Annotated in this window: 12 protein-coding genes; 2 read left to right on the top strand and 10 right to left on the bottom strand. The window is 64.6% G+C overall.

The window, feature by feature from the left end; translation table 11 throughout:
- Window positions 1–71 precede the first annotated feature (71 nt).
- From ACQR1B_RS31225 to ACQR1B_RS31240, 4 genes are read right to left on the bottom strand one after another with little or no spacing between them, the layout of a single operon-like run.
- Window positions 72–1,532, bottom strand: a complete 1,461-nt coding sequence (locus ACQR1B_RS31225) for an aldehyde dehydrogenase family protein (RefSeq protein ID WP_434834719.1) — start codon at window positions 1,530–1,532, stop codon at window positions 72–74.
- Window positions 1,529–2,806, bottom strand: coding sequence for an NAD(P)/FAD-dependent oxidoreductase (locus ACQR1B_RS31230; protein ID WP_434834720.1), 1,278 nt, complete (start codon window positions 2,804–2,806; stop codon window positions 1,529–1,531). The genes ACQR1B_RS31225 and ACQR1B_RS31230 overlap by 4 nt, the downstream gene beginning before the upstream one ends.
- A gap of 49 nt (window positions 2,807–2,855) precedes the next feature.
- Entirely contained in the window at window positions 2,856–4,007 is a 1,152-nt protein-coding gene (locus tag ACQR1B_RS31235) for a DSD1 family PLP-dependent enzyme (RefSeq protein ID WP_434834721.1), read from the bottom strand.
- 10 nt (window positions 4,008–4,017) lie between these two features.
- Entirely contained in the window at window positions 4,018–4,887 is an 870-nt protein-coding gene (locus ACQR1B_RS31240; RefSeq protein ID WP_434834722.1) for a GNAT family N-acetyltransferase, read from the bottom strand.
- A 377-nt stretch (window positions 4,888–5,264) separates the two neighbouring features.
- On the opposite strand from ACQR1B_RS31240, the gene ACQR1B_RS31245 reads away from it, so the two are divergent.
- Complete coding sequence (locus ACQR1B_RS31245) at window positions 5,265–5,621, top strand: cupin domain-containing protein (protein WP_434834723.1); 357 nt, start codon at window positions 5,265–5,267, stop codon at window positions 5,619–5,621.
- A 382-nt stretch (window positions 5,622–6,003) separates the two neighbouring features.
- On the opposite strand, the gene ACQR1B_RS31250 is transcribed toward ACQR1B_RS31245, so the two are convergent.
- The 6 genes from ACQR1B_RS31250 to ACQR1B_RS31275 all read right to left on the bottom strand — a co-directional run bounded on the left by ACQR1B_RS31250 (window position 6,004) and on the right by ACQR1B_RS31275 (window position 13,700).
- Window positions 6,004–7,338, bottom strand: a complete 1,335-nt coding sequence (locus tag ACQR1B_RS31250) for an NAD(P)/FAD-dependent oxidoreductase (RefSeq protein WP_434834724.1) — start codon at window positions 7,336–7,338, stop codon at window positions 6,004–6,006.
- Between the two features lie 104 nt (window positions 7,339–7,442).
- Window positions 7,443–8,324 (bottom strand): ABC transporter permease, encoded by an 882-nt coding sequence (locus tag ACQR1B_RS31255; protein ID WP_434834725.1) that lies wholly within the window; start codon window positions 8,322–8,324, stop codon window positions 7,443–7,445.
- Between the two features lie 39 nt (window positions 8,325–8,363).
- Window positions 8,364–9,314: an ABC transporter permease gene (locus ACQR1B_RS31260; protein ID WP_434834726.1), complete on the bottom strand. Its 951-nt coding sequence runs from the start codon at window positions 9,312–9,314 to the stop codon at window positions 8,364–8,366.
- A gap of 82 nt (window positions 9,315–9,396) precedes the next feature.
- On the bottom strand, window positions 9,397–11,067 hold the full coding sequence (locus tag ACQR1B_RS31265; RefSeq protein ID WP_434834757.1) for a peptide ABC transporter substrate-binding protein: 1,671 nt from the start codon (window positions 11,065–11,067) through the stop codon (window positions 9,397–9,399).
- 65 nt (window positions 11,068–11,132) lie between these two features.
- Window positions 11,133–12,785 carry a dipeptide ABC transporter ATP-binding protein gene (locus ACQR1B_RS31270; RefSeq protein ID WP_434834727.1) on the bottom strand — a complete coding sequence of 551 codons (1,653 nt, stop codon included), beginning with the start codon at window positions 12,783–12,785 and terminating at the stop codon, window positions 11,133–11,135.
- Window positions 12,786–13,439: 654 nt separating this feature from the next.
- Complete coding sequence (locus ACQR1B_RS31275; RefSeq protein WP_434834728.1) at window positions 13,440–13,700, bottom strand: hypothetical protein; 261 nt, start codon at window positions 13,698–13,700, stop codon at window positions 13,440–13,442.
- Window positions 13,701–14,086: 386 nt separating this feature from the next.
- Here ACQR1B_RS31275 and ACQR1B_RS31280 point away from each other — a divergent pair, with 386 nt between their 5' ends.
- Window positions 14,087–14,605, top strand: a complete 519-nt coding sequence (locus ACQR1B_RS31280) for a protein phosphatase CheZ (protein WP_434834729.1) — start codon at window positions 14,087–14,089, stop codon at window positions 14,603–14,605.
- Window positions 14,606–14,648 lie beyond the last annotated feature (43 nt).

Genomic DNA, 14,648 nt, shown 5'->3' on the forward strand with positions numbered 1-14,648 from the left:
AACATATTAGCCAGCTAACGGGCGGCTGGACGATGGCGACTGGCGTTATGTAGCCCTGACCTATTGCTGACTCACGGCGTGTAGAAGCCGAGGACCGCCTTGGTCTCCATATACTCTTCCATGCCCTCCGGACCGTACTCGCGTCCATTGCCGGACCGCTTGTAGCCGCCGAACGGGGCCTGCGGGTCCCAGGCCGGCGCGTTGATGTGGACCTGGCCCGCGCGGATCTGCGCGGCGACGGCGCGCGCCGCGTCGATGTCGGCGCCATGCACATGCGCGCCGAGGCCGTACACCGTGTCGTTGGCGATCTCGATCGCCTCGTCCACGGTGTCGTAGGGCATGATCGCCAGGACCGGACCGAAGATCTCGTCCTGCGCAATGGCCATCTCGCGTCGGACACCGGAAAACACGGTCGGGCGGGCATAAAGGCCGACCTGGAGCCCCGCCGGACGGCCGGGTCCGCCAACGACGAGTTTGGCCCCTTCCGCGACGCCGGTCTCGATCATGGACTGGATGCGCTCGTATTGCGCGCGGTTGGCGATCGGGCCATGCGTCGTTGCCTCGTCGAGCGGGTCGCCAATCACGAACGACGCTGCTGTCTTGCGGGCCAACGTCTCGACCTCGGCGAGGCACTGGCGCGGCACGAGCATCCGGGTCGGGGCGCTGCAGGACTGGCCGACATTGCGCATGGCGGCGGCAACACCGAGCGGAATGCAGCGGGCGAGGTCGGCGTCCGGCAGCACCACATTGGGGGACTTGCCGCCGAGCTCCTGAGCGACGCGTTTGACCGTGGGAGCGGCAGCCCGAGCCACGAGCACGCCCGCCCGCGTCGAGCCGGTCATCGAGACCATGTCCACCTCGACATGGGCAGCGAGGGCCTCGCCCACCACCGGCCCGGTGCCCTGCACGAGATTGAAGACGCCGGGCGGACAGCCCGCCTCGTCCATGATCTCAGCGAACAGAAGCGCGTTCAGCGGGGAAAGCTCGCTGGGCTTGAGCACCACCGTGCAGCCGGCGGCCAGCGCCGGGCTGACCTTGGCCGTGATCTGGTAGAGCGGCCAGTTCCACGGCGTGATCAGCGCGCAGACGCCGATCGGCTCCTTGAGGATGGCGGTGGCGCCGCGTTGCGCGATGAAGGGGAAATTCGTCAGATTGTCGCGCGCGACGCGGATGTGCTCGGCCGCCAGCGGCACCTGCGCCTGGCGCGCGGAAGTGATCGCAGCGCCCATCTCGCAAGTCATTGCCTGCGCGAACAGCTCCTGTCGTTCGAGGATCAGCGCATGAATGCGGGCGAGAAGTGCGGCGCGCTCCTCGGGGCGCGTGCGGGCCCAGCCGGGAAATGCGCGGCGCGCGGCGGCCACCGCGCGCTCGACATCGCCCCCATTGCCGAGCGGTATCTCGGCCACGACCTCTTCCGTCGCGGGGTTGATGATCGCAGCCCGCTCCGCGCCGTCCGGCTTGCGCCAGCCGCCATCGATGAAGAAGGAGCCGAGATGGCCCGCCTCGGTCAGATGGCGGATGGGGTCACTCATTGAAATCTATCCTTGATGCGATAGTAGGCGCCGACGAGGGGCAGGAACCAGGGCTTGCCGAAATGGCCGGGAATGGCGGGCCAGGCGAAGTCTCGCCAGGGGTTCAACGCGGCGCGCCCGTCCATGACCTCGGCCATGATCGTCCCCATCAGTGTCGACATCTGCGTGCCATGGCCGCTGTAGCCCATGGAGTAGTAGATGCCATTGCGTTCGCCCGCGCGCGGCAGGCGATCGCGCGTCATGTCCACCATGCCGCCCCAGCAATAGTCGATCCGTGCGCCGCGCAGTTCGGGATACACGTCATGAAGCGCAGCGCGCAGGATCGCGCCGCTCTTCTCGTCGGAAGCAGGGTTCGACACGGCAAACCGGGCCCGGCCGCCGAACAGGAGCCGGTTGTCCGGCGTCGTGCGGAAGTAGTTGACGAGGTTCTTGGTGTCGACCGCGTTGCGCCGGCGAGGGATCAGTCGGTCGAGAAGATCAACGGGCAACGGCTCGGTGACGATCAGGAAGGCGCCGACGGGGACGATGCGCCGGCGTATCCAGCCGAGTGGCCCCACCTGCGAGATTCCGCTGGCGAGAAGAACCTGCCGGGCCGTGAACCGGCCCTTGCGTGACTCCACGAGGTGGCCGCCGCCGGGCGCGGCCGTCAGGCCAAGCATGGGTGTGTGCTCATGGATGGCCACGCCGCGGCGCGCGGCGGCTTCCGCGAGGCCTCGGACGAAGCGGCCGACATGCATGGCCGCACTCTTGCGATAGACGAGGCCGCCATAATAGCGCTCCGACCCGATCTCCGATGCAAGCTCCTCGCGCCGGACCATGTGCGTGTCGGGATCGGCCTCAGCTGCAAGCAATTCCTGCCCGCGCGCCAGCTTGTCGTAGTGCTCGGGCTTGGCTGCGAGCTTGATCTTGCCGACGCGGGCGAAATTGCAGTCGATGCCTTCTTCGGCGACGAGGCGCTCGACCATATCCACCCCGGCGTCGAAGGCGCGGTAGAGCCTGTTGGCCGCTTCAGGACCGAGCTTATCGGACATCATCCCATAGTCCTGGGCGAAGCCGTTGTTGCACATCGCGCCGTTGCGGCCCGAGGCGGCGTGGCCAATCGTCTCTGCCTCGAGCACGATGACGCGTGCGCCCTTCTTGGCGAGCGCCAGCGCCGCCGAACAGCCCGTCAAGCCGCCGCCGATCACCGCGACATCGTAGGGACCTTCGATCGGCCCCCTCGCACCACCCGAAAAGGGCTCGGACGTGTCCAGCCAGTAGGATGTGAGCTTCATGTGTCACCGGACGCGAAGGGGCAGGAGGGGTCCGTCGTGCCTGAAGCCACTACCAACCGCGGATGCGCGGCCACTGGGCTTCGATCGCGGCGTCCTGGCCGGCGACCACGTGGTAGCGCTCGTGCTGGGAGCCGGTGGCGCAGGCGTGGTTGGGCAGGATGCGGACCTTGGTGCCGACAGGCAGGTCCGGCAGCGACCGAGAAGAGCCGAGGCGGATCGTGAGCGTTCCATGCTCCTGGTTGGCATGGGCGACGATCAAGTCGGGATAGATCCGGCCGGCAAGATCGCAGACGACGCCATAGCCCTGGTCGACCCGCTGCCCCGCGGTGCCGCGGTCGCGCGAGAGAGCCATCCACCCCGCGTCGATGATGATCCAGCCCTTTTCAGGCTTGGCGCCGATCACGGTTGACAGCACCGAGAGGGCGATATCGTCGGTCGAGCAGACGCCGACACCGTGCATCACCAGGTCGAAGAACATGTAGACGCCGGCTCGCACTTCCGTCACGCCGTCGAGCGCGGCAGCGAAATGAGCCGTCGGGGTCGAGCCGACGCTGACGGTGGGGCATTGATGTCCGGCAGCGCGCAGACGCTCGGCCGCCTTCACGGCGACGGCCCGTTCATTCTCCGCCGCGGCCGTGAGCGCCTCGGGCGTATGCAGCGCGTAAGATTCGCCCGCGTGGGTCAGCACGCCCGCGAGCACCGAGCCGCTTTCCTTCAGCGCCGCCGCGACCTTGAGAAGGTCGTGATCGTCGACCCGCAGCCCGCCTCGATGGCCGTCACAGTCGATCTCGATGAAGGCAGCCGGCGTCACGCCTGACGCCTGCCCCGCTTCGGCGAGGAAGGCGGCCTGCTCCACCGTGTCCAGCAGCACCTTGATATCCACGCCTGCCTTGCGAAGAGCCATGGCCCGGCTGGCCGTGTGAGGCGCGATGCCGACCGCATAGGTGATGTCGCGGTGGCCGTGCCCCGCGAAGTATTCCGCCTCGGCCAAGGTGGAGACAGTCACGGGCCCGGGCCCGTTTGGAAAGGCGCGCCGAGCGACGTCGATCGACTTGGCGGTCTTCATATGCGGGCGCAGCGCGACGCCGAGATCGGCCATCCGGGCGGCGAGACGCGCGAGATTGCGGTCCAGCCGGGTCCTGTCGAGAATGGCGGCCGGAGTGGCCAGGTCTTCGAGGCTCGTCGTCGTGGCGTGCAGCATGCCGGTTTTCCTAATTGAGCGACTGGTTCGAGAGCGCGAAGACCCGCGACGGTCCGCTCGGCGGCATCGTGCCTCGAACCATGGTGAGGGCATCGCTGACCTGGGACAGGCCGATCGTCTCGAGCCAGGGGGATAGACCGGTGTCGGCCGCCGTGTCTATGCGCACGAAGCGGCCTTCCAGACGCGTCAGGGCCGCCTCGATCAGGAGATGCGCCTGATCGGCTGTCGGCGCAATGACGGGACCAACGACGTGGCCACGGCCGAACAGACGCGAGATCGCATAGCCGGCGACTTCGCCCTTTCGCAGCAGGACGTGGGCCTCACCGACGTCCAGCAGGCGCTCGAGCAGCGGACGTCGCTGGAAGCCTGTGGCCTCACCGTCGAGACGCGCGACGGCCTCGACGTCGGACGCTGCCATAGGGCGGACCACATCAAGGGGCGGCACCTCAAAACGGCCGGCGGGAATGCCCTGATGCTGGTGGATCGTGCCAGCCGGCCGGAAGCCACGCCGTGTATAGAGCAGCTGCCCCTCCGCAGTGGAATTCAGGAGGATGGTCCGCGCGCCCGCCGCCGCCAACAGCCTGTCCATCAGCTTGGCGCCATAGCGGCGTCCCTGGGCCGCGCCTGAGACGATGATCATGCCCATGGTGGCGCAGTCCTCGCCATAGGGAAACCACGCGGCCGTCGCGATGACCTCACCGTTGCGCTCCAGAACGAATCCCTGGCCGAGTTGCAGGGCGAACGCCCAGTCCTCGATCCGGTAGGGCCAGCGCATTTCCTGAGACAGTTTCAGGGCGCCGGGAAGGTGATGGGCGGAGAACGGGACGAGCGAGACGTCGTCCGCCGCGGTGCCACGATCCTGGAAATCTGCGGTGTTCATGCTGCGTTTCAGGTCTCTCAATGAGCTGCCAAGAGAACTCGGAGGGCATCGCGGCCGCGCCATCCCCCCGCGGTTTGACGGCGACAGGACATGCGCTCATCGGAGATTGAACCGTCCATCCCGGCCGCGTTTTCGCTGCGTCCAAGGTGATCCGAGACGGCCAGAAGGTTCGACTGCAGACCAGGATGTTTTCGACATAATCTTCCGAAACGCGTCGATCTACGGCGCGAACGACCAGGCCGTTTCTCTACGTTGGGCGCAGTTTCACGGAGCGGCGCGATGGTGGAGGAGATCCTGGCGAGACTGCTCGCCGGTCCGTCCGTCGTCGATCGCGCACGCGGATACTGAGACGCTCACCCCCGCACGCGGAGTCACGCATGTCGCTTCTCATCCCGATCGATACCAACCCGAAGTTCACGCCCAAAGACGGGCTCCCCCTGCCCGAGCGGCTGATCTCCGGCTCGCCCAAATTCAAGACCTGGAGTCAGGATGACTCGCGCGGCGAGATGATCAAGACCGGGATCTGGGAAGCAACGCCCGGCGAAACTCACTCGATCAAAGGCACGACCTTCGAGTTCTGCCACATCCTGTCGGGCCTGATCGAGATCGAAGAGACGGGCGGCAAGAGCTTCACATTCCGTGCCGGCGACAGCTTCGTCATGAAGCCCGGCTTCGTGGGCATCTGGCGCACGATCGAGACCGTCCGCAAGATCTACGTCTGCGTCTATGAGTGACTATGGCCGGCGGACGCGTCCCGAAGGCGGGCCGCGTTCCGACGCGCGGGCTCAGTTGAAGGAGTGGCCGGTCAAGCCTTAAGTAATCGGGTTGCCCGCGACGTCGTTCAGAAACGGGCGTCTCTTTCACGGTGGAGACAGCTTCGCTGACGACGAGCCGGCAGCGCGTGTGAGAACGTCCGCAAAGGCGCCTTGCGAGCGTGTCTCCACGCGCACGAACCGTCCTTTCGGACGAAGTCATCTGCGGGTCTCCCACGACTATCCGACACGATCGGAAGAGCCCCTCCGCAGCTTCGCGTGACGATCATCACTTCGCTCCTGCGATGATGGGCCTTCCCACAATGGCGATCGACGTCGGATCCGCTGAGAACGCAGTTGAGACCTACATCATCTCCGGCCGCTTGATGCTCGATCCGTCGGAAAAGCGGGTGAGCCGGTAGGCCTGGATGTCGACGAAGGGGGTCTCGTTCATGACGAGTTCGCTGGCCAGACGCCCCGCTCCCGGTCCCAGCGCAAAGCCATGGCCGCTGAAGCCGGTGGCGATCGTCAGACCGCGAATCTTGTCCGTCTTATCCACGAACGGTATGAGGTCCGGCGAGGTGTCGATGAGGCCGGCCCAAGACGCGGCGACCCCGATGCCTTTGAAGACCGGAAAATCCGACACCAGATTGCGGATGGCCTGGTCGACCAGATCCTGCTGTGGAGCAGGGTCGGTGATACGGATCTTCTCGAACGGCGAGGTCTCGTCGAAGTCCCAGCTGCCCCAGGCGTCCGGGCCGTTCCAGAACAGGCTGTCGAGTCGGTAGGTGAGCTTCTTGGCGATCTTGGCGCGCATCATCTCGCGAAACTTGGTCGCGTAGCGGATGGCCTGCGGCGCGAGGTGAATGACGCCTTGGCCCGGCACGGCGACGGTGTAGGAGCCGTCGATGCGCCGCCGCAGGGCGTATCCTTTGCCGGAGACGCACCCCGCATCGACGATTTCGGGAGCAGGCGTCGTGCGCAGAGCCGTTCCCTCGACATTGACCACCGGCAAGTCGATGCCGTGACGACGCAGAAGGCGCGAACTCCAGGCGCCGCCCGCCAGCACCACCGCATCAGCGCGGATAAGTCCGCGCTCCGTCCACACGCCCTTCACCTGACCATTGGCGATGTCGAGCCCCCGTGCGGCGCAGTTCTGGTGCACGAAAGCGCCAAGCGCCTTGGCCCCCTCGGCGATCGCGGGCGCGGCCATGCTCGGCTCGGCGCGTCCGTCGGTCGGCGACCAGATGCCTCCGAGCCACGGCTTCGTGCTGCCCTTCATCCGCTCCCGTACCTGGGCAGCGGTGAGGCTCTCGTTGTGGAAGCCCATGGGCCTGGCCTGCTCGCTCCACTTCTCCCAGCGGGCCAGCTCACTCGGATCGAGCGTGGCGTAGAGAATGCCGGCGCGGCGAAAGCCGAGATCGGCGCCGATTTCGGAGTTCAGCTCGCCCCAGCGCTTCAGGCTGTAGATCGCCAGCGGCAACTCGTGAAGGTCACGGTTCTGCTGGCGCACCCAGCCCCAGTTGCGGCCCGACTGCTCGCCGGCCACGATGCCCTTCTCGATCAGGGCGACGGACAGTTTCCTGCGCGCCAGTTCATAGGCGGCCGAGGTGCCGACGATCCCCGCGCCGATCACGACGACATCGACCTGCTTGGGAAACTCGGCGCTGTTCTGCACCGGTTGAACGATGATGGGCATGCAAGATTCTTTCGATCATGAGGGCCGCGCTTGGCGGCGCGTGTGACATAACGAGCTGATGACCGGCGCTGCGGAATGCCGGCAAGCGTGCGGGCCTTTCGGATCTACTTGTGGTCGCCGCGAACATCGAAGGCGTCGCGCAAGCCGTCACCGATGAAGTTGAAACTGGCGACCGCGATGGTGATGGCGGCGCCGGGAATGATGGCCAGCCAGGGCGCGCTGCCCAGATAGCGCTGGGCGCCTTCCAGCATGTTTCCCCAGCTGGGCAGAGGCGGCTGGATTCCATAACCGAGGAAGCTGATATAGGCCTCCATCAGGATGGCGCGCGCGACGGTGAGGGTCGCGGCCACGATGATCGGTCCGATCGCGTTTGGAAGGATCTCCCGGAACATGATGTGTGCCCCGCTGAGGCCGAGCATGCGCCCGGCCAGAACAAACTCGCGTTCGCGCAGAGAGCGGACCTCGGTCTCGACGATGCGCGCCACCTCCATCCAGCTCGTGGCGGCAATGACAACGGTGATCATCATCGCGCTCGGCTTCAGTGCCGCCGCGAGCGCCAGAACCAGGAAGATGGAGGGAAAGGACAGGAATCCGTCCACGGTGCGCATCAGCACGGCGCCGATCCAGCCGCCGCGATAGCCCGCGATCACGCCGACCAGAGTGCCGATGATGGTCGACAGCAGCATGGCGGCGAAGCCTACCGCCAGCGAGATGCGCCCGGCCATGAAGAGCCGCGCGGCCATGTCGCGCCCGAGCGGATCAGTGCCGAAATAATGGGAGCCTGTCAGGGGCGGCGCGAAGCGCGCACGCAGGTCGATGCTGAGGGACGTGTAAGGCAGCAGATTGGGCCCGATCACGCATGCCAGCACGAGAAGCACGATCAGCGCCAGGCCGAACAGGGCGAGATGGTTGGCCATGAACCGACGCGTCGTACGGCCGCGCCACCAGGGCTCTCGGACGGGATGGGGGGCTGTGGCGGTCGTCATGACAGCGGGTTCAATCTCTCTGTCGGTGAAGGACATCGCTCATGCCAGCCGAATGCGAGGATCGACGAATGCGACGATGATGTCGGCGGCAAGATTGCTCACGATCACGAGCACCGCCGAGAACATCAGGAGACCCATCACGACCGGGTAGTCGCTGTAACCGAGACTATCGAGGAACAGGCGACCCATCCCGGGCCAGGTGAAGACAGTTTCGGTCACGAGCGCTCCCGTCAGCACGCCGGGAAGCTGGATGCCGGCCAGCGTGATCATCGGCAGGAGAGCGTTGCCCACGACGTGCTTCATCAGGATGCGCCGCTCGCTGAGGCCTTTTGCGCGGGCCGTATTGACGAAATCCTGGTGGATGACGTCCAACGTCGCCGAGCGCATGTAGCGGCTCCAGACGGCGACATGCACCAGCGCGAGGACGGCGCTCGGCATGATGAGGTGATGGAGGTAGTCGAGAAGCGAAGCGTCGCCGACCGTGTACATGTTGCCCGCGGGGAGCCATCCCAGCCTGAGCGAGAACACGTATATGCCGATGAGACCGAACCAGAACGTCGGGATCGACAGCGCCACCATGGCCCCTATGGTCGCCGCGTGGTCGAAGAGCGAGCCGCGATGCGTCGCGCTGCGAATGCCCAACCAGGCGCCGACCGCGACGGCAAGGACGGTGGACGAGCCCATCAGCAGGAAGGTCGCCCAGAGGTGGCGGCCGATGACCTCCAGAACCGGAGCCCTGTCGCGGAAGGAATGCCCCCAATCGCCTTGCACCAGCCTGAAGGCCCATTCGACGTACTGGACGTAGAGCGGACGGTTCAGGCCAAGCTGCTCCTTCAGACGCGCGAGATCTTCCTGAGTCATGCTGGAGTCGAGCGCGTATTGCGCCAGCGGACCGCCGGGAAGCAGATTCAGGACCACGAAACCGATCACGGACACGATGAGCAGCAGGACGAGGCTCTGCACAAGCCGTTTAAGTAGAAAGCCACGCATTCTCGCTCTCGCCCATCATGACTGCGTCAGAAACAGGGTCCATCCGCCGGCTGACGGCGGATGGAGGGGAATTTGGACGTCGTCATGCCTTCCAGGACCACGAGGCGGCGTTCCAGGAGGCGGTGCGAGTGTTGGGATTGAACTTGAAGCCCTCGAGCTTCGATTTGCGACCGAGGACGTTGCTGTAGGCAAACACCGGCAAGAACGGCAGGTCCTCACGGACGATCCGCTGTACCTCGCTGTAGATCTTGCGGCGCTCCTCTTGATCGAAGGTGCCGCGCCCCTGCTTCAGGAGTTCGTCCACCTTCGGATTGGAGTACTGCGTGACGTTCGACCCCTGGCCGCCTCGCGCCAGGCTGGAGGTGGAGGCGAGCCGGTTGGTGACATCCGGGTCGGACGCAATCAGGAAGGTGACGCCGGAGAGAGCGCTGTCGAATTGCGACTTCGTCCAGAAGTCGCCCCACATGACCGCAGGCGGCAGGTTCGAGATGGTCATCTCGACACCGATTTCGCGGTAGACCTGCTGCATGAACTGCTGCATCTGCTCGCGCAGATGGTTGCCCGACGTGGTTGAATTGGCAAAAGACAAGCGCACGCCGCCTTTGGCGCGAATGCCGTCCGCCCCCGGCACCCAGCCTGCCCCGTCGAGGATCTTGCGCGCGGCATCCAGACTGAACTCCTGAACCGGCAGGTTCCGGTCATAGTAGTAGGATTGCGGCGGCATGAACGTTTCGGTGATGGCGCCGACGCCATAGTAGATGCTGTCGATGATCGCCTTCCGGTCCAGGGCGGCGTAGAGCGCCTTGCGGACCGCCGGGTCTTTGAATTGCGGCCGCTCGAGGTTGAAAAAGATCCCTTCGACCGCCGAGCCGGCTTCGAGATCGACCGTCCGGCCAGCCAGTTTCTTGGCTTCGTCATAGTGATCCGGGGTGATGTAGGCCTGATCGACCAGGTCCACGTCGCCACTCTGGAACTGGGTGTAGAGCACCGTCATGTCAGGAATGTATTTAAACACGAGCTGGTTGATGAACGGCCCCTGCCCGAAGTAGTTCGGATTGGCGACGAGTTCGATCCGATCGCCGGGGACGCGCTGGCCCCATTTGAAGGCGCCGGTGCCGATGGGCGCCTGACCAAAGGCGGCGATGTTCGGATCGGCCTCCTTCTCCAGGATGTGTTTGGGCACGATGAAGGTTTCGGCCAGGAACGCGAGATAGGGAGCGAAGGGGCTTTCCATCCGCCACGTGATCTCGGTCGGGGAGACCACTTTCAGGTCGCGCACCAGCGCGTGTCCCCCCGTGCGCCAGGCCCGGAACTTCGGATTGACGATCAGTTCCAGCGTGAACTTCACGTCTTCGGCCGTGAAGGGCGTGCCGTCGTGCCACTTCACGTCGTCACGCAGGCGGATGCGCCACGACAGGCCATCCTTCGAGATGCCACCGTTCGCCAGGCTCGGCACCTCCGCCGCAAGATTGGGCTGCATCTCGCCCTTGGGGTCGACACGGATCAAGGCGTCGAACACCGAGAAGATCACGGCATCATCGGTCTCGCCATGAACCATCAGCGGATTGAAGGTGGTGGGCTCCTGCGAAATCCCGACCACGACGCGCCCCTTGAGCGCCTTGTCCTTGCTCTGCGCGAACGCCGCGCCGCCCAGGACATGGTGAGCGACCAAGGTGGCAAGTCCTCCTGCCGCCGTCAGGCGCAGGGCGTCACGACGCGAGTAGCCAGGCTGGGGACTTTTCGTATCCGTCATGACGTCGTCTCTCCATTCAGATTGCGTAGCGGGTATCGGTCGAGCTGCTCGGGTCAGGTCGGGAGTCACTGCGCTTCAGTCAGTTTCTCACCTGGAATTGCGGCGACGAGTTCGCGCGTGTAGGACGATTGCGGATTGAGAAAGATCTGGGACGGCGGGCCTTGCTCGACGATCCGCCCCTTCTGCATCACGGCGATCTGGTCGCAGATCTGACTGGCGACGCGCAGGTCGTGCGTGATGAAGACCATCGACACGCCGGTCTCGCGCTGGATCTGGTCGAGAAGCTTGAGAATCTGCGCCTGGATGGAGACATCGAGGGCGGAGACCGCCTCGTCGGCGACGAGCAACTTGGGCTTGAACATGAGGGCACGGGCGATGCCGATGCGCTGGCGCTGTCCGCCGGAGAACTCGTGCGGATGGCGATCGAAGGCGCCCGCATCGAGGCCCACATGCGACAGGAGCTTCTTGGCCTCGGTGCGCGCCTTTGCATGGGGCATGCCGTGCGCGACAGGACCCACGGTCAGGATCTGGCCGATCGTGGCGCGCGGATTGAGCGATGCGAAGGGGTCCTGGAAGATCATCTGGATCTTCGGCCGCAGCGGGCGAAACGTGGTTTCCGAGAGTGCCGCGATGTCGCGTCCCTCGAACAGGATCCGGCCGCCGTCGCAGTCCTGGAGCTTGACCAGCAGGCGCCCGAGCGAGGATTTGCCCGAGCCGCTTTCGCCCACGATCCCGAGTGTGCGCCCGGGGCCAATTTCGAACGAGACGTCCTGCACGGCGTGGACGACACGCTGGCCGCCGAAGAAGGGACTGCCGCTTCGATAGGTCTTTGCGAGCCCCTCCACTTTGAGGATCGCTTCCTGGAGTTCGGTTGCCACCGCAACGCGGTCCTGCCCGGTCAGATCGGGCACGGCAGCGATGAGGCGTTTGGTATACGGGTGAGAGGGCGACTTCAGCACCTCCCTGGCACTGCCCTTCTCGACGATATGCCCCTTCTCCATCACGACCACGCTGTCGGCGATCTCGGCCACCACACCGAAGTCATGGGTGATGAACATGACGCTCATCCCCTTTCGACGCTGGATGTCGCGGATGAGGTGCAGGATCTGAGCCTGGGTGGTCACGTCGAGGGCGGTCGTCGGCTCATCGGCAATCAGCACCTTGGGTTCGAGCGCCAGCGCCATCGCAATCATGACGCGCTGGCGTTGTCCGCCCGACAGCCGAAAAGGATATTGATTGTACATGAGCTGCGGGTCGGGAAGGCTGACTTCCGTCAGCAGCTCGATGACGCGCTTTCGTTGCCAATCCTTCGTCCCAACACCATGCGCGGTCAGAACTTCCGTGATCTGCTCGCCCACGGTCATCAGCGGGTTGAGGGCCGAAAGCGGATCCTGGAAGATCATCGAGACGACGCGGCCCCGCACCGAACGCAGCGTCACAGGCGAGGCGCCGATGATTGCCGTCCCGTCTTTCCCACCGAGCTGGATCGCGCCGGCCGAAACCGAGATCTTGCGCGGCAAGAGGCCCATGATCGTATTGGCGGTGACCGACTTGCCCGAGCCGGACTCACCGACGATGCAGAGGATCTGACGGTCCAGGAGATCGAACGTGATGTTCTCGACGGCATGGCGCCGTTCCATGCCCCTCGGCAGATCGACTGTCAGCCCACGAACCGAAAGAGCCGGCGCCGCCGGCCCTGTGGTCTGACATTGAAGCATCGTCGAACTCATTCCTATCAACCCAAACTAGCAATCGTCACAATGATGGGGTAAGAGAAACAACTTGAGGCAGACTGCCTAACTTGAAGGCTTGGCACTCGAAGGTTTGGCGCGAAGTGGTCGCCGGCCATGAATTCCTCCCCCGGACTTCGCGACTGTTCCCTTCAGTGTTGCGTGGTCGCCGCAACCGGAAACGCTGAATAGCGCGAGGCGTGCAGCATACTCGTCTGCCGGCCGGCCACCTTTCAGTATCTTATCCTTTGATCCATAGGGTTTCCCGGCTCACCGCAACGCCATCGCTTGGGGGCATGGGCCGGCATGGACGTCGGCTACTCCCGCTCCCTCGCCGCCTGCGTCGCAGCGTTGCCCACGAAACCGGCATCATAGGCGACGCGTTCGACCGGGCGGCACGCGACGCGCACGCGGTGTCCCGCTGGCGGCTGCCGCCGCGAAGATGCCTTGGCGGAGCACTTGGGGGTGAAAGAGTGCCACCTCAAACGCACGAGAGCGGGGTCGCCCTTTGCGAGACCTTGCAGCCGAAGATCGAGCGAAGCCACCTTCGCTGTTGCCGGTCTCTATCAGCGGCGCCTCCATCCGACACCGCCCCCGGCTGATAGGACAGCCCGCCGAATTCAAACAATCAGCAACAGCTCTTCAGAGCGGTTTCGAGCGCCTGCAGGAAGCGGTCGACATGCCGCTCTTTGAAGATCTGGGATCGTTGTGTGCCACTTGCCATCGGAGCTTGAGGATCTCGGGTTCGACAAAGCCGATATGGTCCGCCGTCGCGCCAGACGGCACGACGTTGACGCCCGAGAAATTGCCGCCCGAACGCGCCCGTGTCGCGCGTGCCGGCTCTTCGCACCCAACAAAGCGGGGCCGCAGCGGCAGCCCGGTCACGTTGTTCTCGGACATCATCAAGCGGACGCCAAGCTCAATGCCGCGATCGCGCAGGCGTCGCCCGCCACGAATTTTGTGTGTCTCACAAGGTCGGCCTAACCGTCCGACTAAATCGGACCGAGAAGACCCTTTACCACAAGATCAATCTTTTCGGGGTCTGCAATCGATCGATTGACGACTTTTAAAGTGTATCAAGATACGCCTTGAACGAGAGTAATAAGCAGCTGATCTTCACCCACCCTGACCGCAGTACCGTTGTCAGGTTGCGCTCGATCTCGGCAGCCGCGTCGCGACCTGGTCAACGCCAGATCGAAATCCGAAACGTCACTGCCGACAAGCAGGCCGAGGTCTGCAACTACTTCTTGAAGCCTTAATAAGGAAACGTTGAAAGTCGGGGATTTCGGATGATTGCGCCAGAGGAAGAGAGGATGCTGAAAACGCTGCTGGTCGAGATGTTCGGCCATATCAGCAGCATGCGGCGGGAATTCGCCGCCCTTCAAGGCGACAGCAAGGGCAATTTTGCGACGATGACCGACACTCTCGACGCGATCGTCGAGAATACGGAGACAGCCGGGAACGCGATCCTCGAAAGCATGGAGGCGATCGGCGCCAGCGTCACGAAGTTGCAGGGCGTCAACGACCCGACTGCCGCATCGGTCTCCGATGAGATCCTCGACAGTACAAACAAGGTGTTCGAGGCTTGCGCGTTTCAGGACCTCACGGGACAGCGGGTCACTCGCGTGATCAAGTCGCTGCAGTTCATGGAGGACCACATCAACAGGCTCGTCCGCATGTGGGGAAAAGAGGAGCTGGCACGGATGGCCGCCGAGCTTGCCGTCCCAAGCACCCCGAACTTGATGGAAGGCCCGAAGCGGCCCGGCGTGGCGATTTCCCAGGACGACATCGACAAGCTGTTCGCGTGAGCAGCCTCGAACTGGATGCCCGTAGCGATGGTTTCGCTTTGTC

The sequence above is a fragment of the Bradyrhizobium oligotrophicum genome (assembly GCF_051168495.1).
GTDB classification, from domain to species: domain Bacteria; phylum Pseudomonadota; class Alphaproteobacteria; order Rhizobiales; family Xanthobacteraceae; genus Bradyrhizobium; species Bradyrhizobium oligotrophicum_A.